Genomic DNA, 22,922 nt, shown 5'->3' with positions numbered 1-22,922 from the left:
ACAACATTCCTCCTACATCCCTATTGAAAATAAGATAATAGCTATTATTGTGCCGATAGTTGGAATAATAACCGTCAACGCTCCAAATGGCATATAGGCGTCCTTGTGCTTTTCATTACAGACTGAATTAATGGTAGTGACCACATAACCACCATGTGGTAATGAATCAAGTGATCCTGATGAAATGGCAATTGTCCGATGCAAAGCCTCTGTATTTACCCCCATGTCAATATAGTGGGGTGCAAGCAAAGGCATCGCAATGGTTTGACCACCAGATGCAGAACCAGTCAAACCTGCAATGACAGCAATAGCTAGGGCTCCTCCAATTAACGGACTGCCAGGGATATTTGTCATGACATCTACGGTAGCCAAAAAGGATGGCGTTGCTTTTACGACACCACCAAATCCTACTACAGCCGCTGTATTAGCAATGGCAATAATGGCACCCATTGCTCCCGCTGCTAATGTTGCTCCAACGGATTTGGCATACTTATAACTCACTAAATAGGCGACAATACAGCCACTTGTCAAAGCAACAATTAAAGCAGAAGTTCCAAGCGAATTATGGAAAACATAAGAAATCACTAAGACGACTAGCAATGGTATTAGACTAAGTAGCGGACTGGGAAGCTTCCGCGTTTCATCAACTATTGGATCTGTCGAGCGTTCTATAAATATTTCTCCATTGTTTACAGCTCGTTTAATCATCCAATTCAGCCAAAGAGAACCACCAACAGCCATAAAAATAGCGACAATAATACTAACTTGCCATCCTGCATATGGTGTCGTTCCAAGATATTGAATGGGAATCCAATTTTGAATTTCAGGTGAGCCAGCTGACGTCATCGTAAAAGTGACTGAGCCTAGACCAAGTGCAGCGGGGATAAAGCGTCGTGGAAAATTCGCTTGTTTAAATAAACTGATAGCCATCGGATAAACAGAAAATGCTACGATAAAAACAGAAACACCCCCATAAGTAAGGACCGCTGCTGCTAACACAACCGCATATGTTGCATATTTCACCCCGATTTTTTGAATAATCCATGTTGAAACACTATCCGCTGCTCCTGTATCCTCCATGACTTTCCCAAAAATAGCACCTGCCATAAACATTAAATACCAAGAACCAACGAACCCAGTAAATCCATCCATATAGCTTGTTAGAAAATTGGCTTGGTTCTCACTTGCAGTTTGAGGAAAAAATGCTAAACCATTAGTTAAAGCAGCTAACAGTGCGGTTAACGGTGCTGAAATAAGTAAATTAACGCCCTTCATTGTTAAATAAACTAATAATGCTAAGCTACCAAAAAGACCCATGTACGCCAACATAGACATCCCACCCCTCCCCATTTTTAGAAAAAGAGCTGTATAACGCTACAGCTCTTTATAGGTATTAGTCGTTATTGCTTGGGAATGCAAATGTAGACGCAGTGGAAGTATTACTTGCCATCCAGCGTTCTGAAATAGTCTTTGTTTTAGTAAAAAATCGCGCCTGATCTGGACCAAACATATGCCCTTCACCAAAACGAGAGCCTTTAAAACCAGCAAAATTATGGTAGCCAACCGGAATAGGAATTGGCACATTCACCCCTACCATGCCGACATCTATTTCTGTTGTGAATTTACGAGCTGCTAATCCATCATTTGTAAAGATAGTGACACCATTTCCCAGCTCATGCTTATTAATTAGTTCAATGGCTTCCTCTAGAGAGTCCACGCGTACAACATTACGAGCAGGACCAAATACTTCCTGCTCATAAATTTCCATACCAGGCTTTACATGATCTAAAAGTGTAGGACCTACATAGAATCCTTTTGACTCTTTAACGATATCCAAAACACGACCATCACAAATAATGGATGCTCCCTCGGATTCTCCACGATCAATTGCAGCGAGTATTGCTTCTTTTGATTGTTGAGAAATAACTGGACCAAAATCTGAATCAGGATTTGTATATGGACCTACCTTCAGATTAGTAATCTTCTCTTTTAATATCGACACTAGTCGATCAGCAGTATCTTTGCCTACAGGCATGATTGTGGATATTGCCATACAACGCTGAGACGCTGCCCCATAGGCTGCCCCAATAAAGGCGTTTGCAACTTGTTCAAGATCTGCGTCTGGCATGACAACCATATTGTTTTTTCCACCGCCAAGTGCTGTTACACGTTTTCCATACTTAGAACCTGTTTCATAAATATACTTGGCAACCGGTGTAGAACCTACAAATGAAACCGCTTGCACGGTTGGGTTCTCTAAAAGTTCATTGACTGCATCTTTATCACCATTTATCACAGTCCAAATCCCATCTGGTAAGCCCGCTCTTTTCCACAGCTTACTAACATATAAAGCGGTCATTGGCACACGTTCAGATGCTTTTAAAATAACTGCATTCCCTACCGCAATAGCCATACTCGTTTGTGCTAAAGGCACCATAATTGGGAAATTAAAAGGTGAAATCGCCGCTACTACACCTAGAGGATATTTTGCTGAGTAAGCGTTTATTTGACCTCCAACATTCACAGAGTATTCCCCTTTCATGAGATGTGGGGCACCAATAGCTAAATCAACAGACTCAAGACCTCGTGTAATTTCGCCTTTGGCATCTTCCAACGTTTTTCCGCTTTCCGTGCAAATAATTTGTAATAGCTCCTCCATATTCTCAGTAATAAGATTACGGAACTTTAAGACGACTTCTGCACGTTTAGCCACGGATGTATCACGCCATAATGGAAAGGCTGCTTGAGCCTGCTCGATTGCCTCTCTTGTCTCCTCAAAAGTTGCCAATGGCACTTTTGCAATAATATCACCGGTAGTTGGATTGTATACAGAACCAAATCTTCCACTTCTTCCTTCAACTAACTGTCCACCAATAAAATGCGTTAATGTTTTAACCTCTTGAGCTGTCGTCATCATCATTTCCTCCTTATAATTGTTTTATTTTACATGTATCCTTTAAGCTTAAATAAGCTGCAGACATATCATTTTCACCATAGCCCTGCTGAGCAATCTCGCTATAAAGTTCCACTAATTTTTCGCCGATTCGAAGAGATACACCAGCTTCATCAGCCATTTCCTTTGCTAGCTTTAAATCTTTCAATAAAAGATTCGTTGAAAATCCAGGTGCATAATCATTATTTTTCATATATTCCATATAGTTACGCTCATAAATCCGACTTTGACCGTAGCTATTACTTAATACCTCATATAGCGTATCTCCATCAATCCCCATTTTTTCACCAAGTACAATTGTTTCAGCTACAGCCTCTGTGTAAAACCCTATCATTAGGTTATTTAATAATTTAAGACGCGAACCTACACTTGAGGACAAACCTAGGTGATAGATATTTTTCCCCACTATTCCGAATATTCGGCTTGCACTTTCATAATCTTCCTTGCTACCACCGACCATTATTGTTAGGGAGGCATTTATAGCCCCTATGACACCACCACTTACAGGTGCTCCTAAATAGCGTAATCCCAACACACTCGCTTCTTTATGTAACGAATCATTCAAATCGGGATTGACCGTACTAAAATCAATGAGTAAGGCACCTTTCTTAGCATGCTGTATAATGCCTTCTTCTGTTTGATACACCATTTCAACTATTTGAGGTGTGGGCAAGCTAGTCATTATCACATCACATTGCTTTGCAACTTCCTTTGTTGATTCAAGACCTATACCGCCAGCTGCTGTAAATAGCTCCATTGCCTTCGTATTTGTATCAAAGCCATACACTTCATAGTTTGCCTTTAATAAGTTAATAGACATTGGTAACCCCATATTTCCTAAGCCGATAAAACCTAATTTTCTATTCATTTGGATATCCCCCAATCCTTGAAAATTCAGCAATAGTGCTGGATAGTCACTAGCCAACAACAGTTTTTTATCGTAACATTAATAACGAGATACCTTTAATTGACCTTAGTCAGTGACTTCGGTCAATTAAATCATAATCAAAATAAATCCATCTCGTCAATTAAAAATTTTATATTTTCTGAATTTTTAATTTAAAAAATATTTTACAATACTTAAAATCGGAGGTAATTTGCCACTATGGAATCACTAACAAGCAGGCAAAAAAAGGCATTAGAAACTCGTGATAAATTATTAAAAACATCCCTAGATTTATTCGGTAAAATCGGATTTGAACATGTTACTGTGGAACAAATTACCAAGGCTTGTCATGTCTCCAAGGGTACATTTTATACACATTTCCCCTCTAAATATGACGTTATTTTAGAAAAATTTAAAGAGCTGGATCATTTTTATAGTACTTTAGAAAAAAATATAGACCATACATTGCCAGCAAGTGAAAAAATTTTATTAGTGTATCAAGAACAAATGAAATACTTAATGAATGTTGTAGGAAAGGATCTGTTACGCACTGTGTATACTGCTGCAATGACAAATCAAGTAAAACAGGATCATTATTTAATCAATCCCGAGCGGAAGATATTTCAAATCATGAATACATATATTGAGGAAGGGCTACAACAAGGTGAACTTAGACAGGATTTATCAGCTACTGAAATACAGGCCATCATACAGCGTTGTATGCGTGCCAATGTTTATGATTGGTTAATCCATAACGAAAACTTTGACTTGGCAGCTGAGATGAACCGATTTACAGCTATTGTGTTAAACGGTCTTAAAAGTGTCAAATAAAAAAAGTAGCACCTCATCCGTTGAGTGATGAGTGCTACTTTTAACTAGCTGACGAAATATTTTTGTACAATGGTTTCAACTGGTAGTGGTTTATTATACAAATAACCTTGTCCCTTTTGACAACGGTGACGTTTGAGAAAATCAACTTGCGTGGGCTCTTCAATTCCTTCGGCAATTACCTCTAACCCTAAGTTATGAGACATCGAAATGATGGCCTTAATAATGGCCTCATTTTTGTCATCTTTAGCGATATCCCGAATAAACGATTGATCGATTTTTATAATATCAATTGGATAACGCTTTAAATAGCTTAATGAAGAATAGCCGGTTCCAAAGTCATCTACTGACACATAAACCCCTAATTGCTTTAACTCTGTAAGAATCGAAAATGTCTCATGAACATTTGTCATCGAGCTTTCTGTGATTTCTACCTCCAGAAGTTCTGCAGGCACCTCGTATTTTTTTAATGCTGCCTTTATTTTTCGTGCGAAGTTCTCTTTCCTAAACTGTTTTGGTGAAATATTGACAGCTATGCGCACAGGACGGTAGCCCTTAGATTGCCATTCTTTTTGATGACGACAAACCTCGTCAATAATCCAATCACCAATTTCAATAATTAATCCTGAAGCCTCTGCAATAGGTATAAATTGCGCAGGGGAAACAAAACCAAATTTACGGTTATTCCATCGCAATAAAGCTTCAAAGCTATTGATGCTATTATTTGTTAAGTCCATCTGAGGCTGGAGATGCAGACTAAGCTCATTAAATTCAATAGCACGTCGTAAATGTGCCTCCATTAAAGCTTCATTTGGGAAAATCGCCGTCATATCTTCACGATAATAACGATAGTGAGATCGCCCATGCTCTTTAACAGAAAATAATGCCTTATCGGCTTTCCTTACAAGAGTCTCTAAATCCTTGCCATCTGCTGGACTAAGGGATATACCGATTGAAACGCTAATAAAATATTCCTGTCCATCTATCATAAATGGCTGTTTTAAAACATTCAAAATAGCATTGGCGGTATGCTCAATTTTTTGAATAGTCGCATCTTTTAGTACAAAGATAAACTCATCACTGTTATAACGATAAAGGGCACATTTTGAATAGCAAAGTTCATTAAGTCTTTGACTAAACATACGCATGAGCTCATCCCCTTTACTTTCACCTAGGGATTCATTAAATTTTTTAAAACGATCAATATCCACTAAAATAAGGGCTGCTTGCTTGTGCTCTTGCTTTTTGTCATTTAGATAATGTAACCAATGCTCCTTGAATGCCTTACGATTCCAAATGCCAGTTAATTCATCCATTAACGCTAGGTAATAAAATGCCTCATGATCATTCAGAAATGAATTTGCATCTTTAACAAATAAATGAACCCCTATAACCTCCCCATTATAATAGGTTGGGTGTGTTCTTAAGTAAAAAGGCTCTTTACTTAACAATTGGTCCTTAAATAAGCATTTTGGCATACCAAAAGCTGAACCTTCAATTGTTTTGGCAAATAATAATTTAAATTCTTTACTATATTTACTGTCCAATAATGAAAAAATATCTCGTCCTATTAAGCACTGCTGGTCTCTAGAAATTGCTGACGTAACAGCCATGTTTTGATGAATAATTCGGCCTTGTAAATCTACCGTCAGTACCGGACTTACATGTTGTTCCACGTATTGTAAATAAGGTTTTTCTTCTATTTGTGTTTCTCTCAAAATAACTGCAACCATGGATTGAGAAAAATGTTGTATATGAAGAGCAAATGCTCGTTCATAAAAACCGGTACCTAATTTCAGGACATGCTGTGTATGGACTTCTTCGTTTAGAAAATTCGACAACTGCAGCCAGCATTGCTTGGTAAAAAAACGTTCAGCGTTCGTCGCTGCTTTATCCTGCAGCTCCATAAATGATAATAGCTTATCATTAAAATCAACGACCTCGAACCTCTTTTTATCAACTATTCTCAAACAGACGACTGCATCAAACGGATTCATTTGAATGAGCTGTTGATATTCTGCAAATGGCGCTACACTCTCTCTATATTTTTTCATTCTATCCCTCACTAAGTAGCGTGTTTGCTCTATTCTTCGTCTAGCGTAGGCTTTAATGCATCTTGTAAGAAAATCTCCTGACTATTCAGCGGATCTTCACTACGATCAAAATCTTTATAATGATATTTACCATTGGAGTCTTGAATACGAGCCTTAGCAGTATCCATTAATTGTGTATTCATAATGTCAATAATACGAGTTTTTGCTTCATTTGCATATACAGGGAACAAAATTTCTACACGTTTAATCATGTTACGTGTCATCATATCAGCTGAAGATAAATATACTCTATTCTCACCATTATGATGGAACCAATAGATTCGGGAATGTTCAAGGAAACGACCAACGATACTTGTTACAGTAATGTTTTCGCTAATGCCAGGAATCCCCGGTCTAATACAGCAAATACCACGTATTATAAGTTCTACCTTTACCCCAGCAATCGAAGCCTCATATAGCTTCATCATAAGATCTTTGTCTGTCAATGAATTCATTTTAGCTCGAATAAAACCATTCCCATATTTTTTATGACAAGCAATTTCTTCATCCATTAAACGAATAAATTCATCTCGAATATCAAATGGTGCCACAACCAAGTGATTAAATGTAGGTTTTTCTGTATAGCCACTTAAATAGTTAAAGAAGTTTGTCGCATCAATCCCAAATTCTTTATCTGTCGTTATTATGCCCATATCCGTGTAAATTTTTGCAGTGGCATCATTATAATTTCCTGTGCCAAGATGAACAAAGCGTTCAATTTTTCCATTTCGACGACTAACGACTAATGTAATTTTGGAGTGTGTTTTTAAATTGTTCATCCCATAAATAACAAGGCAGCCTGCTTGCTCTAGTTGTTTTGCCCAATGCACATTATTTTCTTCATCGAATCTAGCCTTTAATTCGACTAAAACTGTTACTTGTTTGCCATTTTCAGCAGCCAGTTTCAGTGCTTGAATGATTGGTGAATTGCCACTTACTCGATATAATGTTTGTTTAATTGCTAATACATTCGGATTAACTGCTGCCTCTGAGACAAAGTCAACGATCGGTGCAAATGATTCATATGGATGATGGAAAAAGATATCTTGTGTTAATGCTTTTTCAAAAATATTTTCGTCAGATTGTAAATCTAAAGGTGGCTGTGGGATGAAGCTTTCATATTCAAGATGTTCACGGCCAACAGCTATACCTTTTACAAAAGAGAACATAAAGGTTAAATCCAAAGGACCATCAATATGGAAAACATCATTTTCTTCAATTTCAAATTCATCTAATAAATATAGAAGCACTTCCTCATTCATTTCTCCAACTCGAACTTCTAGACGGCTTCCTACTCCCCACTTTCGTTTCTTCAACTCTTTTTCAATTTCAACGAGAAGGTCCCTTGCACCCTCTTCGTGGATCGTTAAATCCGCATTCCTCGTTAAACGGAAGGCTTGCGCTGATTTTACACTATAGCCATAAAATAATTTTTCAATATGTGCTACAATGACATCCTCCAGTAGTACAACGACTGTTTTACCTTCTTCAGTAGGCACTTTGATATATCGATCTAAAACAGATGGAACTTGAACGATTGCGACTTTTTCACGACTTTCAAGATCTGATTCATCCTGCTCTAATAGGACTAGTAAATTTAGTGTTTTCCCAAGCAATGTCGGGAAGGGACGATACGCATCTACTGCTACAGGTGTTAATACTGGGAATATAGTTTCTGCAAACATCTCGTTAATAAAAGCTTTTTGTGTGCTATTTAGATCTTTCATGTCTGCAATATGTACATTATGCTGTGGTAATAAATCATAGATTAAATGGCGGTATACTTCAGTTTGTCGACGCACTAAAGCTTGTGTACGTTCTGCAATTTTCGCTAATTGTTCTTTTGGTGTTAACCCAGATTTATTCTCAGCCTTATGGAACCCTGCACGAACTTGATCTTGTAAGCCTGCCACACGCACCATAAAAAACTCATCTAGATTTGAACTAAATATAGCTAAAAATTTCAAACGCTCTAGCAGAGGATTATTCACATCCTCCGCTTCCTCTAATACACGCTCATTAAAAGCAAGCCAACTTAACTCTCGATTATTATAGTACTGAGGCTTCGCAATCTCCTCTAGTAAACGACTATGATTTTCTAAAAACTCTTCCTCATTTAGCTCATTATTCGTTATTTCAGTTGTCATCCTTATTCCATCCTTCTTCAATAAAATTGATTGTCATTGGGATTTTTAATGCTCGCTCTAAATGTTTTTTATGTCGATTAGCTTGATATTTTTCAGCTGCTGCATTGTTCTTTATATAAATATTGAGCTGTACATAGTCTTCCTCTGGATGCATATCAATTGCATGTACAACATTTCGCTTTGAGACATTTAAAGCATAGACAAATTTTAATAACGCTCCAAAATCTCTTATTTTCCGATACTCCTCACGATTCATCCAAGTAGCGAATGGGGCAGCGAATCGTTCAAAATAATCTTTATTTTTATAAGAGGCTAGAAGGGCTAGTTTGACTCTTTCTGGGTGATTTAAACCATCAATAGATTGATTCGCAATCAAATAAAAGGTATGTTGACTTGCAGAGCTTAGTTCTATATATTCACCGATATTAAATACCTTTGCTGCTTTTCTTATTAACTGCAAATCTTCCGCATTATATTGTAAATAGCCTAAATGACAACATTCGCGATACAATTGATCGGCTAAATGCATCAAATAATCGACCTCATTTTCAGTTCGACCATACTGTCGAGCAAGCCGCCTGGCATTGCCGTCAAAAACATTATATTTATCAAAAGCATTGCTATCTGTTTGTAAGATCTTTTTGATAATTAGTCCTTCACGTAATCCCTTCTTCGTTAGTTGGAAAGACTTGCTTCCTACAGTCTCCATTAATACTCTAAATACTTCTAAGGCAGGTAAAATAATATCGGCACGGTCTGATGATAGACCATCAAGCTGCCTCAATTCTTGAAAACTTAATTGGCCTAAAAATAAGCTTAATTCATCTAAATCTTCTTTTGTCATTTCGTATCCATGGACACTGGCAATGGGATAATCATGTTTTTGTTGATGAATTTGTGCAATATTACGCGCACTTCCTCCAATTGCAATGATCGGTAAACCACTATTTTGAATCCATGTTAAGGTTTGAAATTGCTCTTTTAAAAAGGCAATAAGTTCCTTCCTTTCACTGCTATTAATGATGTCCCCCTTCACAAAACGTTGCTTTAATGAAACTGTCCCAAATGGGAAACTATGTGATTGCTGAATTTCTTTATTTTCAAACAGTGTAATTTCGGTACTTCCACCACCAATATCAATCGTAACTCCTGATTTTGTGCCACTGGAAAAAGCGACAGCTACAAAGCCAAAATAAGCTTCTTCTTCTTCTGATAAAAGCTCAATTTGGATGCCAGTTCGAGCTTTCATTTCTGCTATTATTTGGTCGCGGTTGGTCGCCTGGCGGATAGCAGCAGTTGCAGCTGCCTTCACTTCTGTCACTTCAAAATCTTCTAACATCGCTTTAAATGTTTCTAAGGTCTCCGCTAACACATGGATACCTTCTTTAGACATCTCACCAGAGGGCTGTAAATATGTACGCAAACGTGCTACCGTTTTAATATTTCCAAGCTCATGAAGCCCCTCTTCATTGTTATACTGATATATCACTAAGCGAATAGTATTGGAGCCGATATCAATAATAGCTGTTTTTAATTCATTCAAATAATCACATCCTTCAAGCATCTTCAGTTTATTTTGTTCACAATATGTATACCTATACAAAAAGTCGGACCCTTTAAAGGCATCCGACTTTACTTTCATTTATTTATACTTTCAGGATACCCATTATTAAAATTGAGAAGTATCATGTAAGGCACAATTTTTACAAAATTAATTGGTCAACACGTAGGATGAGCTCTGCAATTTCTGGCTTACTAATTTGATCTTCTGCTCCTACCTGATCACCTTTATGACGAAGGTCATCTGTAATTAGACTTGAGAATATGATAACTGGAAGTTTTTGAAGATCAGGATGTTCTTTGATTTTTCTTGTCAAATGATGCCCATCCATTTGTGGCATTTCAATATCCGTTACAACTAATTGAATATGTTCTGCAATATCACTACCGCTCTTCGCTATTCCTTCTAAGTATTCATAAGCATCGCGGCCATTTTCAAAGAATTCTACATTGTCATAGCCAGCTTCATTCATCGTATCAAATAATAATTTTCGTAATAAAGGTGAATCCTCTGCAATTAAAATGCGTTTTCCAGTACGCTCACGTTTGCCCAGTTTTTTGACAGATTCTACACTTATGCCCGATTCAGGATTAATATCCACCATAATTCTTTCGAAATCGAGTAGTAGAATCATCTGTTCGTTTTGTTTAATAACACCTATAACTTGTGATGTTCCGCCTTGATACATATCTGAAGGCTTTTCAATTTGATCCCACGATATACGGTGAATTTGTGTCACGTTATCCACATGGAACACAACACGTTGCTTATTAAATTCAGCAACAATATATTTTTGTTGTGGATTACGCTCAGTACTCTGAATTCCTAATACCCGTAGCATATCCACAACTGGTAATACTTCACCTCGTAATTGAATGATTCCTTCTACATGCGGGTGCGCGTGTGGAATAAATGTTACTGGAATCGGTTGAATGATTTCTTTTACTTTAATTACATTGATACCAAATTTATTGTTAGCCACTTCAAATTCAACGATTTCTAGCTCATTTGTGCCACTTTCTAATAATATTCCTTTATGTTCCAATGCAACCCCGCTCCTTTCTCTACTTCAATTTATAATTCAATTGTATCATAGGCAATACATTTCTCCTACTTGCTATTTCCATTTTTATCATTAACTTTTAGATGTACCAACAGGCCGATAACTGTCATTACAATTAACGTCGATAGTGCGACACGGCTTGCTAGTGTACCATAATCCTTCATCCACAATGTAACTGTTCCATATACGGCTGGCCCAATAATGGAGGATACTTTCCCTGAGAAAGCAAACAAGCCGAAGAACTGTCCACGTTTCTCATTGGGTGACAATTCAATAATATAGGTCCTAGACGTTACCCACATAGAGCCAAGTGATATACCAAAAAGGCTACCTGCAAGCCAAAACATCCATTGTGCTTTGGCAAATACAGCAAACACTAAAGCGACAATCATAATTAGAGCTACCATAGTAATGGCGCGCTTAGCTCCTACTGATTTCGTTATATAGCCAAATGCCAAAGAACCTATAATCGTTGATACAGTAGAGACTAGATAAAGAATGATAAATTGACCTGAACTAAACCCAACAATGGCTGTCGCATAAACTGCCATCATTGCAATCGTAGTCGCAATAGCATCATTCAAAAAGAAATAAGCAATCATAAAAGTAAAGATAGCCTTATATTGCTTCATATCCTTGAAGGTTTGAATAATTTCCTTATAGCCATCTAAAAATTTTAAAGACTTCCTCTGTGCTTTTGGTATTGGTGTATCTTTATTAATCAAAAATAAGGGCAGCGAAAATAATAAATACAAAATTGCTGTTGGAATAAATGCACGATGAAAATCACTGCTGCCAACATACAAATAAACGAGAAGTCCAACAAGTGTACCCAAATACCCTATTGCAACACCATAGCCCGATATGAGCGGCATTTCTTCTTTCGTTCCTAAATCTCCCATCATGGAATCATAGAATACTAGACTGGAATTAAAGAAAAACTTTGCAATAACAAAACTTGCCACGACTAAAAATAAACTAAGGGGGACGCCTGAGTAATGAGTGGTAGTCTGTAGGTTAGCAAAGATCCCCATCATAAACGTAAAAAGAATGGAAATAGACGCAAACCAGACAATAAATCTCTTTTTATAGCCAGTGTTATCAATCCATACTCCGAACAGCGGAGAGAATACTACAAGTAATAAACTAGCAATGGCATTCGCGTACGAAATAAATGTACTAGCTACTTGTTGCATAACTTCATTTGTCCCTAATACCTCATCCATATAGAACGGGAAAAAAATCGTATTAATATTTGAAGAAAAAATTGTATTAGCAAAATCATAGAAGGCCCATGACAGTATTGGTAATGATAAGTAAATTGCTAACTGACTTCGATGCTGAACATCTATTGCTGAACTCTTTTTCATAAAACCCTCCCTTACATTCTCTATAATAATCCATTAATTTTTTTCCGTAATAAAAAATTTCTTTTTTAAAAGAAAATTAATATTATTTACAATATAACAGTAAATTTCCTAAAACATAACTGCTAATAGATCGAAAAACAAAGCCCTTTCTCAATTTTTTTCTAGTAAAAAAAAAGATATTCAAGCCCCCTCGCCTGAATATCTTTTTTATTATTTTTCAGTTATTGCTACCCATTCAGAAGACCATTGTTCAATTGCTTTTAACACCGGAGCAAGTGCATATCCCTTTTCCGTCAGTTCATACTCAATGACGACTGGGGTAGAAGGAATGACCGTGCGTAATACAATTTCCTCGGTCTCTAGCTCCTTTAATCGCTCAGTTAATACGCGGCTGCTTATGTTTAACTGATTTTTAATGACTGAATATCGCTGTGGACCATCTAATAATTGAAATATAAGTAAAGTATTCCAGCGATGATTTAATATTTTTAGCGCCTTTTCAAATCGAGGACAAATTTTTTTTTGATCCACGTTACAAGCCTCCATTGTTAGTAGTTCATATACAACAGTATAACACTTATTTCGACATTCAGTTCTTAAAATACATTTAGTTACTTGACAAAAGTCGTTTTTAAAAATACACTAGGTTACGAAATGTAAGTTAAAGAAAAGGAGATACAATAATATGCAAAACATTGGTTCAACTATTTTACGTGTCGTTCTTGGCATTATTTTTGCAGTACACGGCTTTCAAAAATTCCAAGGAGGTATTAGCTATACGGCAGACTTTTTTGACAGTATAGGTATACCAGGATTTATGGCGTATATCGTTGCGATTATTGAATTAGTGGGAGGTATTGCCCTTATATTAGGTTTAGCAACGAGAATTTTTGGTGCCCTACTAACAATCACTATGATTGTAGCCATTTTCACAGCTAAGCTTAGCATTGGCTTTATTGGGGCTGATGGTTTAGCCGGTTACGAATTAGATTTAGCCTTAGGTGCTATTGCTCTATACTTTACTCTAGCTGGTGCTTCTAGCCTTTCACTAGACGCCCAACTTTTTGGGAAAGAGTAATGAAAAAACCTGAAGTCTCCTCAAAATGAAGAGATTTCAGGTTTCCTATTTTAATCCAACCAAATATAACTATCTATAATGCTGAAGAAGAGCTTGTGTCCCATTATCACCATAGCCATCTTCCATCAATTTTTCATACATTTCATAGGCTAATGCCAATCCTGGTAAAGTGATTCCCATTTTCTTGGACTCATCCAAAGCAATTTTCATATCCTTCACGAAATGTTTGATATAAAAACCTGGTGCAAAGTCTTCTTTAATCATCCGTGGTGCTAAATTACTTAGAGACCAAGAGCCTGCTGCACCTGATGCAATTGACTGCAATACGGTCGGTAAATCCAGCCCTGCCTTAAGACCATAAGCCAGTGATTCGCATACCCCAATCATACCTGAAGCTATGGCAATTTGATTGCACATCTTTGCATGCTGACCAGCCCCTGCCTCACCCTGATAAACAATATTTTCCCCAAAATGCTTCATCAACGGTAAAACTTTATCGTAGGTTGTTAAATCGCCACCAATCATAATGGACAATGTACCATTTTGCGCACCGATATCACCACCTGAAACAGGTGCATCTAAAGATTCTACACTAATAGATTGAGCATGCTCATAAATTTTCTTAGCTAAAGAAGGCTCTGAAGTTGTCATATCAATAACAATGTTGCCAGGTTCAACTGTTTTGAAAAGCCCATTATCTCCAAAATAAACCTCTTCCACATCTGATGGGTAACCAACCATTGTAAATGCAATATCTTTATTTTTAAATGCTTCTGCTGGCGAACTAGCCCAAGATGCCCCTAAAGCTACTAGTGGCTCTGCTTTTTCTTTAGTTCGAGTATACACCGTCACCTCATGGTCATTCCTCAATAAGTGTTTAATAATACTTGTCCCCATAACGCCAGTCCCGATAAATGCAATACGTTGCTTTTTCATATGTACATACTCCTTTGTCATAAAGTTAGGATTCCTTCACCTAAGTGACTTGATGTTTTCAGTTTAGGCGAATAAATAAAATAATTCAAACTCTTCCTATAACTTGTACTAAAAAAAGGATGGCCTGCATATATACCGAATAAGCAAAAAAAAGAGAGCAAGTGATTGGGGGATCACTGCTCTAAAGGGGGAAATGAGAATGTTGCTGTGTTCATAGTAAGTTATTCCCCAATGAAATGCATTTTAAACATCTATTTTTATAATGTTATTACTCTGAATACTGGAACAATCTTTTTATTCGTCTTGGTCTTTTTCTTCATCGAATGCTGTCTGTCTATAATAGGTATTCATTAACTGGTCTAATCTGCGACTCAGTTGAATGGTTTTTGCATTTTGTAACCCGTTTTCAACACCAGAGCGAATCATCAACTCACGAGTTTGTTCCATTTGTTTCAAGAGTAGATTGACCATTCATACAACCCTCCACACACAAATAATCATACCATTATTATACATTTATATTTCATTTCTTACAGCATTAACTTACGACAATGTTCGACAAATTAACTCCTTGGTATTTCGTTATAAGTATAGATAATTCGTCCATTTTGCTTGGCCTCACCCCTAAAATGTTTAAATAAAGGATGTCTTACAAGTATTTCCCGAAATTCGTAAAAATCTTCCTTTTGAATTTCGATACTTCCTATTTCCCCATTTTGTAATTGTTTAAGCATATTTTCGTATTTTTCCATTAGTTTTATTCCTTTCTTTTCATCTTTTGTGTACTAAATTATGAATTATTTAAAAAAAGCTTTACGTTTACCATTTTTTCGTGCAAACTGTATATTATTAGTCGATGAAGGAGCTGACTGTCTGTGAAAATAGCTGAAGTTGGAAATATTATCGAGTTTAAAAATGGTCTCCAAGGTATTGTCGAAAAGGTAAATGAAAATTCGGTGATTGTTAACTTAACATATATGGAGAATTTTGATTCCCTTGAAATTGAAGAGAAAACGGTCGTCAATCATAAACGTTATAAAATTTTATATACGAATGAAGCTTAATAGTCTGAATAGTCCCTATTTGTCTTTATAGATGATATGGGGCTTTTTTTTTGATAAAATTAAAGCATGGAGGTCGTATATGCTAACAAATTCAAAACAAACAATACTATTACTCCTTTCTCTATTATTCGTTTATGGCATGCTTGCCTTTACCTTTGCTAACCAAGCAGTATTTTGGTACATGTATGCATTTACTTTACTAGTATGTATTGCCATTGCCATACTAGCCGGTTCTATTGAAGATCAATTACCGACATGGCAATTTTTACTCTTTGGAATTGGATACGGTACCATCACTTATGGTATTATTCGCTTCGGTTATTGGCTTGCTCCCTATATTAATAATAATTTAGTACAATCTGTTCATAAATTTTTAACAAATTATGGACCACAAAATATTTGGCACTATGCATTACTTGTTTTTATTGTTGCCATCGGCGAAGAATTGTTTTGGCGTGGTTACATTCAGCAACAATTAAAACGCTTTATGCGCCCATCTTTGGCTGTCCTAGTTACGGCAGTTTTATGTGCCATTTCCATAGCCCTAAGCGGCTTTATTCTAGGCGTGGTTGCTGCACTTGTGACAAGTATTATTTGGGGCTTCTTGTATGAATGGCGGAAAAGTATGCCACTTGTTATTGTAGCTCATGTTGTTTTTGTACTATTATTATTTTTAGTGTTACCTTTAACATCATAACATTATTATTTGGAAACATTTTAGCTTTACTAACGTTTAATTTAGAAAAGGAGGGTTTTTTATGCAAAAAAAATTAGTTTCAATTCTTGCATTATTATTAACAGCAGTACTAGTTGTAGGTTGTAATACCTCTGAAAAAACAGGGGATTCAGATGCTCAACAAAATGAGCCGTCAAATACTGCTGCCGATCAAAAACCATCTGGTGATGAAACAGCAGGTGAAGCACAAGAGGAAGAGGATACAGATACACCTGCTTCAAATGAAACAAATACAGAGGATGTTTCCAAACAGCCACAACAAGATGTGACTTACAAACAAAATGGTGTAGATAAAACAGAAAAGGCAACTGAATCTAAAAGCGTTGATCAAAGCTATAAACTACAACAACTTTCAGGATTCACATTGACACAAGAAGAGCCTGGTAAAGATATGTTAGTATCTAATGAAGATGATGAAGTGTTTATGCGTATTGAAACAATTGAGGCATCTCAATCAAGCTTTACTGAAGTAAAAACAGCAATGCAAGATTATATGAATGCTGTAGGTGAAACAGTCGCTTTAACTACTGATGAATTAGCTGTATTCAAGGATGTTCAAAATATTGAAGGTTATGTTGTAGACTTTGACACAGAGAAAGTAATTGGGGTTGTTTTTGAAAAAGATGGTCTCATTACAAAATTAACTATTCACGATAATGATAAGCAAGATTTAACAGATGCTATGATGAACATGGCAGCAACTATTTCTAAAAAATAATAATTCATACTAAGGAAGGACGATAGACAACTTGTCTCTATCGTCCTTTTATGTATGTATAAGCTCTTTGTGATATCTTACTTTTTCCACATGATAAAAAAGTTGTCTCAAATGAATGAGACAACGTTTTAATAAGATAAATCTTTAATAGAAAGGCCCATTTTCTTTAATAATGTAATAGCTTGCTCTTTTTCTTCTGAAGATAATACACTCATTATTTCATGCAAATGCTGCTCGTGTTTTGGGAATAGTTCTCCCATAAATGCTTCGCCCTCATCCGTGATTTCTGCATATGTCACACGGCGATCTGAAGGACAAGACACACGCAATAAGTAGCCTCTTTTTTCAAGCTTATCAATGACATACGTAATAGACCCACTGGCAAGTAAAATTTTATTGCCAATTTGCTGTAATGGCTGTCTTCCTTTATGATAAAGAAGCTCAAGTACAGCAAATTCAGTTGGGTTTAAACCATTATCCTGAAATAATTGATGTGTTGTCTCATTAATAGCCTTAAGTGCACGTGACAATACAATATATAATTTTAAAGATTGTTTTAAGTCTTCTGACGTCATATTCTTTTCCTCTCACTTCGCTCTTTATACTTGACATTATAGCGATATTAGAAAAGCATTGTCAAAAGCATTATCTGATTTAGAAGGTTATATTGTTGTTATTCAACCATTTTTCTCTCTTTATGTGACTAAATAGGCAGAATCTTTTGTGGACACTTCGAGTGTATCCACTTGATTAAATGTATAGATTGGGAACTGCAGATGGAAGCATGTCCCCTTCTGTAATTCACTATTAACACCTATAATTCCATCGTGCTCTTCTATAACTTTTTTCACGAAAGCAAGGCCCAGTCCTGTCCCTGATGATTTTGTCGTGTAAAAAGGCTGGAATAGGTTTTGAAGGGTTGTGCTATCCATTCCAACGCCTTCATCTTTAATTGTAAGTTCAACAATCGCGCAGTCATTTGTAGTCATTTCTACAGTAATCGTACCACCATTGTTCATGGATTCCATCGCATTTTTGATAAGATTCATTAACACTTGCTTTAATCGATTTTCATTTCCGCCGATATAAACTTGATTTGGATTTGAAATGTACTGAATCATAATATTTTTCATGAGTGCATCTGGTAACATGAACTCAATGACTTGCTTCACGATATGATCTAGTTCCAGCAACTCCACTTTCATAGTTGATGGCTTGGACAAAACTAAAAGTTCTGATAAAATTTGCTCCATTCGTTGAAGCTCACTATCAATGACAGAGAGATACATGCGTGATTCATCATCCGCATTTATCTTTAATAAATCAGTAAACCCCTTTAAAGAAGTTAATGGGTTACGAATTTCATGCGCAATACTCGCTGCCATTTGTCCAACAACATTTAAAGCATGTTGATGTTCAACTTTATGTTGAAGTTGCTTCTTCTCTGTTTCATCATTAATAACTGTGACAATAATATTATTGTATTCATCAAAGATACTGGATATTTCATAATAGCAAGTTCTACTTACTTGGGTTTCATCGACAACGTGAAGACTTGCATGTTTTTCACCCATTAATTTAGAAAGATAGGATGTAATCTGCCCTTTTTTCAATGTAAATAAATCAAATATATGCTGATGAGCTTTATGGAGTAACTGCGAGCTTTCTACTTTTAGAAACATTTCTGCATACTTATTAAGCCCAAGAATAATACCGCTAGCATCACTCACAATAACAGCATAAGGTAAGTAATCATATGCATTAAAGGATTGAGATCTTTCATGCTCTTGACTAACGTATAATTTATGGGCAACATCATCATTTAATGTTGAAATTTGCGCAACAATTTCTTCGGCATTTGGGTCATAGAAACATTTAAAAGATAACATTTCGTACTCATTCCCAACTGTGCGAATGTTGAAAATTTCTTCTGATCGTAAATCCTTTTGTAATTGTTGGACGAATTTCGCCCATTTAAATTTAGACGGCTCGTCCATAGCCAAATTACCAATAAACGTTAAATTAAGATTAAAAAGTTGGATAGCAGCCTCATTGACGTTCAAAATTTTCCCTGCTTTATTGAGTATAAGTGTTGGTGACGAAGTACTTTTCATAAGATTTCCAAAACATTGATTAATATCATTTTGCTTCAACTTTCTCACCGAACCTTTCAAAAGAGTAAGAAACCTCTAAATCGAATTTTGAGCCTTTACTATACATTATGACAGTACGATTCTATTATTACAAAATTTAGTAAATTTAAGTATTTTAAATTATCTCACGAACTGTTCACAAAATAAATAGGTAAAAAGAATTATATTGTACGTCAAATACTTGACTGATACAATTAGAAATTGAAAGGAAGATTATTGTATGAATACTATTTTAACTACTTTAAATGCAAAGTATATACACACAAACTTAGCATTACGCTATTTAAAAGGTGCCGCTGCGCCCGAATTCAATCCAATTATAGCAGAATATACAATTAAAGACCCTGCTTTTAATATTGTATCAGATTTGTTCCAAAAAAAACCTGATATTATTGGATTTAGTTGTTATATTTGGAATATTGAAGAAACAATTCATGTCATTAAAATGTTAAAAACAGTCTGTCCAAATGTTAAAATTTTGCTTGGAGGCCCTGAAGTTTCTTACGATTCTCACCATTGGCTACGTCGTATACCTGAAGTAGATTTCATCGTGATGGGTGAAGGAGAAATTTCATTTAAACAATTGTTACGTTATTTACACGGAGAAATATTATTGGAGGAAGTTCCTGGGATTTGCTATTTGGAGGACGGGAAAGTCAAAATTCACGCTCAGCCACCTAAGATAGATTTGCGTGAATTAGCAAGTCCGTTTCGCTTTGAAGAGGACCTTCCTCATCTTGGGAAACGCATACAGTACATTGAAACAAGTAGAGGCTGTCCGTTTAGCTGCCAATTCTGTTTATCTTCAATAGAAGTTGGTGTTCGTTACTTTAACCGTGAAAAAATAAAAGAAGATATTCGTTTCTTAATGGATAATGGCGCTAGAACTATAAAATTTGTGGATCGAACGTTTAATATAAGCCGAAGTTACGCTATGGAAATGTTCCAGTTTTTAATTGATGAACATAAACCCGGTGTTGTATTCCAGTTTGAGATTACTGCCGATATTATGCGTCCTGAAGTTATCCAATTTTTAAATGACAATGCACCGAGAGGTCTATTCCGTTTCGAAATCGGTGTTCAATCCACAAACGATTTAACAAATACACTTGTACAACGTCGTCAAAACTTTGAAAAACTAAAACGAACCGTGACAATGGTTAAAGAAGGCGGAAAAATCGATCAACATTTAGATTTAATAGCAGGTTTACCAGAAGAGGATTACGCAAGCTTCCGTCAAACATTCAATGATGTTTTTGCCATGCGACCAGAAGAACTTCAACTTGGTTTTTTAAAACTTTTACGTGGTACAGGCCTTCGAGTGGAGGCTGAAAAGTTTGGTTATACGTACGTTGACCTAGCTCCTTATGAAATCTTTTCTAATAATGTCCTCACATTTGATGATATTGTTCGCATTAAACATGCAGAGGATGTTCTAGAGAAATATTGGAATGATCATCGTATGGACCATACAATCGAATATTTAGTGACAGAGGTCTTCGATACACCTTTTGACTTTTTCCAAAGCTTTGGTACGTATTGGGAAACTAAAGGATGGTCCCGTATTGGCCATCAATTAGAAGATTTATTCCGTCGTTTACTAATGTTCTTAGAAACTGTGGATGGTGCAAATTTAAACATTATTCAGAGCTTAATGCAACTAGATTATCTAACGGCTCAGCAATTCCAACCACGTAAATTATGGTGGAAGGAACGTCCAACAGAAGAGCAACAAAAATTAATCTATCAGACATTACGTGAAAATCCAGCTATCGCAGGTGAGGAATTTGCAGACTTTAAACTCACTGAGAAAGAGCTATTTAAGCATACTTTGGTCATCCCGCATTCTCTCAATTATGATGATTTCCTGAATGGCAAAATTGTACAAAAAGATGGCTATCTCTTAACCTATTTCCGTCATGGTCAAGCTCCTTACTTTGCAACAATCCACACTCTTTAATAAGAAACGCTAGACTGATTTAACGATCAGGACTAGCTTTTTTTATTTGTCTTAAACAATTCTTAAAGATACACTCAAAAGGAAATGTAGAGCTCCTATCGCTTTTCTGCATCCTTAATCTAGTAGTCAAGTATTCACAGCGAATCTAAAAATGATTAGGGCAAATTTCTTAAAGGTAGACGATTTATAGGTTGAAAATATACCCAATTAAAATTTCCATACTCGGGAAATTAATTTTTAAATTTTCCAAAAATTTTGTGACAGTTTACTCATTTAGACATTTTGGTAACGAATGGAGCCCTTATATTCTACGCCAAAAATCTGGTCGTCTTAGAATATCAGCCAATAATTTCACATTTATTAGTATGGTGTTTTTATGTATTTTTTATTTTATTGGAACTACCTAGTCCTTTTCAATAGTTAATTTTCGATTTTAAAAAAAGTATATGATTTATTAATAGATGGTTTTTTAGTGTATAGACATCTGTAATGACAATATTCGACAATTTTATATCTTTCTTCTATATATAATAGAAGAAAGTCCTTTACCCTTCTATGCTATTACCAGCTACCGATAAGAGGATGGATTCGAATGACAGCTTTAAATATGAATGCACAATCATGCAGCTATGAAGCTCCCTAACATGAACACTAATACTTAATGGCTTTGACAAAAAAAGGGCAATATCAACATTCCCCCTCAACAGTTTCTTATATATCAACGTTCTGAAGGTGTTATCCTTTAAAACCTCTAATTCATTTAACAGATTTAGTGTAGTTGGCGTATTATAGTGTCATTACATTTGTCTTGACGTATTTCGACAGGAAGTCATTAATTTCACTGACAACACCTACTAGTATTAATACAATTTTATTGTATGGCCTTCATGTATTGGAAAGGTGGAAATTAAAATGTATATTTGAACAAATAAAAGAACATCAAATACCTGTAGGATGATATTAAAAAAAAGGAATTCCTACTAGTTGCTGAGCAATTTACTGATGATGAAATCATAGAAGGATCTGCAGTCTTCCCGCCCCCGCCTGCAACATCATCAATTCCAATTGACGAATTAATAAAAATTAAATGAACTTATGGTTGCCAGTATTTTAATAAAAGAAGATTTGATACGAAGAAGAAACAACTTTTAGGTATCTAGGTTTAAAGCTGCTCTGGCCTTAATACGTATATTAATTGATTATAGGACTTGAAGGTTTAAAGCAACTAATTAATACAAAAGAAAAGGACTTACAAAGTGAATAAACAGAAAAGACCAGATACGAACATTTTATGATCGCCTGGTTGACTATTTTAATGATTTAAAAGCACTGATGAGTACTCTTTACTTTAAACTTCAATGGCTCAAAAACATCAG

General features: G+C 35.8%; 20 protein-coding genes. 6 read left to right on the top strand and 14 right to left on the bottom strand.

What is annotated here, in order from left to right:
* Positions 1 to 12: 12 nt before the first annotated feature.
* The 3 genes from A2J09_RS00250 to A2J09_RS00240 all read right to left on the bottom strand — a co-directional run bounded on the left by A2J09_RS00250 (position 13) and on the right by A2J09_RS00240 (position 3,821).
* Complete coding sequence (locus A2J09_RS00250; RefSeq protein WP_036162592.1) at positions 13 to 1,329, bottom strand: GntP family permease; 1,317 nt, start codon at positions 1,327 to 1,329, stop codon at positions 13 to 15.
* 64 nt (positions 1,330 to 1,393) lie between these two features.
* The gene (locus A2J09_RS00245; protein ID WP_036160881.1) at positions 1,394 to 2,914 is read right to left on the bottom strand and encodes a CoA-acylating methylmalonate-semialdehyde dehydrogenase; all 1,521 of its coding nucleotides are present in this window, start codon (positions 2,912 to 2,914) and stop codon (positions 1,394 to 1,396) included.
* A gap of 13 nt (positions 2,915 to 2,927) precedes the next feature.
* On the bottom strand, positions 2,928 to 3,821 hold the full coding sequence (locus tag A2J09_RS00240) for an NAD(P)-dependent oxidoreductase (protein ID WP_036160879.1): 894 nt from the start codon (positions 3,819 to 3,821) through the stop codon (positions 2,928 to 2,930).
* 237 nt (positions 3,822 to 4,058) lie between these two features.
* On the opposite strand from A2J09_RS00240, the gene A2J09_RS00235 reads away from it, so the two are divergent.
* A complete protein-coding gene (locus A2J09_RS00235; protein WP_012293038.1) occupies positions 4,059 to 4,670 on the top strand; it encodes a TetR/AcrR family transcriptional regulator in 612 nt (203 codons plus the stop codon).
* A gap of 44 nt (positions 4,671 to 4,714) precedes the next feature.
* On the opposite strand, the gene A2J09_RS00230 is transcribed toward A2J09_RS00235, so the two are convergent.
* The 6 genes from A2J09_RS00230 to A2J09_RS00205 all read right to left on the bottom strand — a co-directional run bounded on the left by A2J09_RS00230 (position 4,715) and on the right by A2J09_RS00205 (position 13,432).
* Positions 4,715 to 6,721, bottom strand: coding sequence for a putative bifunctional diguanylate cyclase/phosphodiesterase (locus tag A2J09_RS00230; protein WP_012293037.1), 2,007 nt, complete (start codon positions 6,719 to 6,721; stop codon positions 4,715 to 4,717).
* A gap of 29 nt (positions 6,722 to 6,750) precedes the next feature.
* Positions 6,751 to 8,907 (bottom strand): RNA degradosome polyphosphate kinase, encoded by a 2,157-nt coding sequence (locus A2J09_RS00225; protein ID WP_012293036.1) that lies wholly within the window; start codon positions 8,905 to 8,907, stop codon positions 6,751 to 6,753.
* On the bottom strand, positions 8,897 to 10,450 hold the full coding sequence (locus tag A2J09_RS00220) for a Ppx/GppA family phosphatase (protein ID WP_036160877.1): 1,554 nt from the start codon (positions 10,448 to 10,450) through the stop codon (positions 8,897 to 8,899). Before A2J09_RS00220 ends, A2J09_RS00225 begins: the two co-directional genes overlap by 11 nt.
* Positions 10,451 to 10,610: 160 nt before the next feature.
* Positions 10,611 to 11,513, bottom strand: a complete 903-nt coding sequence (locus A2J09_RS00215) for a chemotaxis protein (RefSeq protein ID WP_012293034.1) — start codon at positions 11,511 to 11,513, stop codon at positions 10,611 to 10,613.
* A gap of 65 nt (positions 11,514 to 11,578) precedes the next feature.
* Entirely contained in the window at positions 11,579 to 12,901 is a 1,323-nt protein-coding gene (locus tag A2J09_RS00210; RefSeq protein ID WP_012293033.1) for an MFS transporter, read from the bottom strand.
* 210 nt (positions 12,902 to 13,111) lie between these two features.
* Positions 13,112 to 13,432, bottom strand: coding sequence for a winged helix-turn-helix transcriptional regulator (locus A2J09_RS00205; protein ID WP_012293032.1), 321 nt, complete (start codon positions 13,430 to 13,432; stop codon positions 13,112 to 13,114).
* Between the two features lie 154 nt (positions 13,433 to 13,586).
* Between A2J09_RS00205 and A2J09_RS00200 the strand changes: the two genes are divergently transcribed.
* Positions 13,587 to 13,979, top strand: a complete 393-nt coding sequence (locus A2J09_RS00200) for a DoxX family protein (RefSeq protein WP_012293031.1) — start codon at positions 13,587 to 13,589, stop codon at positions 13,977 to 13,979.
* Between the two features lie 69 nt (positions 13,980 to 14,048).
* Here the strand turns inward: A2J09_RS00200 and A2J09_RS00195 are convergent, their stop codons facing one another.
* The 3 genes from A2J09_RS00195 to A2J09_RS00190 all read right to left on the bottom strand — a co-directional run bounded on the left by A2J09_RS00195 (position 14,049) and on the right by A2J09_RS00190 (position 15,667).
* Positions 14,049 to 14,915 (bottom strand): NAD(P)-dependent oxidoreductase, encoded by an 867-nt coding sequence (locus tag A2J09_RS00195; protein WP_031418822.1) that lies wholly within the window; start codon positions 14,913 to 14,915, stop codon positions 14,049 to 14,051.
* A gap of 294 nt (positions 14,916 to 15,209) precedes the next feature.
* Positions 15,210 to 15,386 carry an aspartyl-phosphate phosphatase Spo0E family protein gene (locus A2J09_RS22700; protein ID WP_008174142.1) on the bottom strand — a complete coding sequence of 59 codons (177 nt, stop codon included), beginning with the start codon at positions 15,384 to 15,386 and terminating at the stop codon, positions 15,210 to 15,212.
* 92 nt (positions 15,387 to 15,478) lie between these two features.
* Complete coding sequence (locus A2J09_RS00190) at positions 15,479 to 15,667, bottom strand: hypothetical protein (RefSeq protein WP_012293028.1); 189 nt, start codon at positions 15,665 to 15,667, stop codon at positions 15,479 to 15,481.
* Positions 15,668 to 15,790: 123 nt separating this feature from the next.
* Between A2J09_RS00190 and A2J09_RS00185 the strand changes: the two genes are divergently transcribed.
* The 3 genes from A2J09_RS00185 to A2J09_RS00175 all read left to right on the top strand — a co-directional run bounded on the left by A2J09_RS00185 (position 15,791) and on the right by A2J09_RS00175 (position 17,433).
* On the top strand, positions 15,791 to 15,979 hold the full coding sequence (locus tag A2J09_RS00185) for a YkvS family protein (RefSeq protein WP_004224583.1): 189 nt from the start codon (positions 15,791 to 15,793) through the stop codon (positions 15,977 to 15,979).
* 79 nt (positions 15,980 to 16,058) lie between these two features.
* A complete protein-coding gene (locus tag A2J09_RS00180) occupies positions 16,059 to 16,676 on the top strand; it encodes a CPBP family intramembrane glutamic endopeptidase (RefSeq protein ID WP_012293027.1) in 618 nt (205 codons plus the stop codon).
* A gap of 61 nt (positions 16,677 to 16,737) precedes the next feature.
* Positions 16,738 to 17,433 carry a DUF8580 domain-containing lipoprotein gene (locus A2J09_RS00175; RefSeq protein WP_031418820.1) on the top strand — a complete coding sequence of 232 codons (696 nt, stop codon included), beginning with the start codon at positions 16,738 to 16,740 and terminating at the stop codon, positions 17,431 to 17,433.
* Between the two features lie 128 nt (positions 17,434 to 17,561).
* Here the strand turns inward: A2J09_RS00175 and A2J09_RS00170 are convergent, their stop codons facing one another.
* Together A2J09_RS00170 and A2J09_RS00165 are read right to left on the bottom strand one after the other, a co-directional pair.
* Positions 17,562 to 18,008 carry a MarR family winged helix-turn-helix transcriptional regulator gene (locus A2J09_RS00170; protein ID WP_008174146.1) on the bottom strand — a complete coding sequence of 149 codons (447 nt, stop codon included), beginning with the start codon at positions 18,006 to 18,008 and terminating at the stop codon, positions 17,562 to 17,564.
* Positions 18,009 to 18,128: 120 nt separating this feature from the next.
* Positions 18,129 to 19,496: an ATP-binding protein gene (locus tag A2J09_RS00165; RefSeq protein WP_230584346.1), complete on the bottom strand. Its 1,368-nt coding sequence runs from the start codon at positions 19,494 to 19,496 to the stop codon at positions 18,129 to 18,131.
* Positions 19,497 to 19,806: 310 nt separating this feature from the next.
* Here A2J09_RS00165 and A2J09_RS00160 point away from each other — a divergent pair, with 310 nt between their 5' ends.
* The gene (locus A2J09_RS00160; protein WP_012293022.1) at positions 19,807 to 21,546 is read left to right on the top strand and encodes a B12-binding domain-containing radical SAM protein; all 1,740 of its coding nucleotides are present in this window, start codon (positions 19,807 to 19,809) and stop codon (positions 21,544 to 21,546) included.
* The last annotated feature ends 1,376 nt before the right edge of the window (positions 21,547 to 22,922 follow it).

The sequence above is a fragment of the Lysinibacillus sphaericus genome, assembly GCF_001629735.1.
GTDB classification, from domain to species: domain Bacteria; phylum Bacillota; class Bacilli; order Bacillales_A; family Planococcaceae; genus Lysinibacillus; species Lysinibacillus pinottii.
Note: the sequence above shows the minus strand (reverse complement) of the source record. Positions and strands in the feature narration are given on the sequence as shown.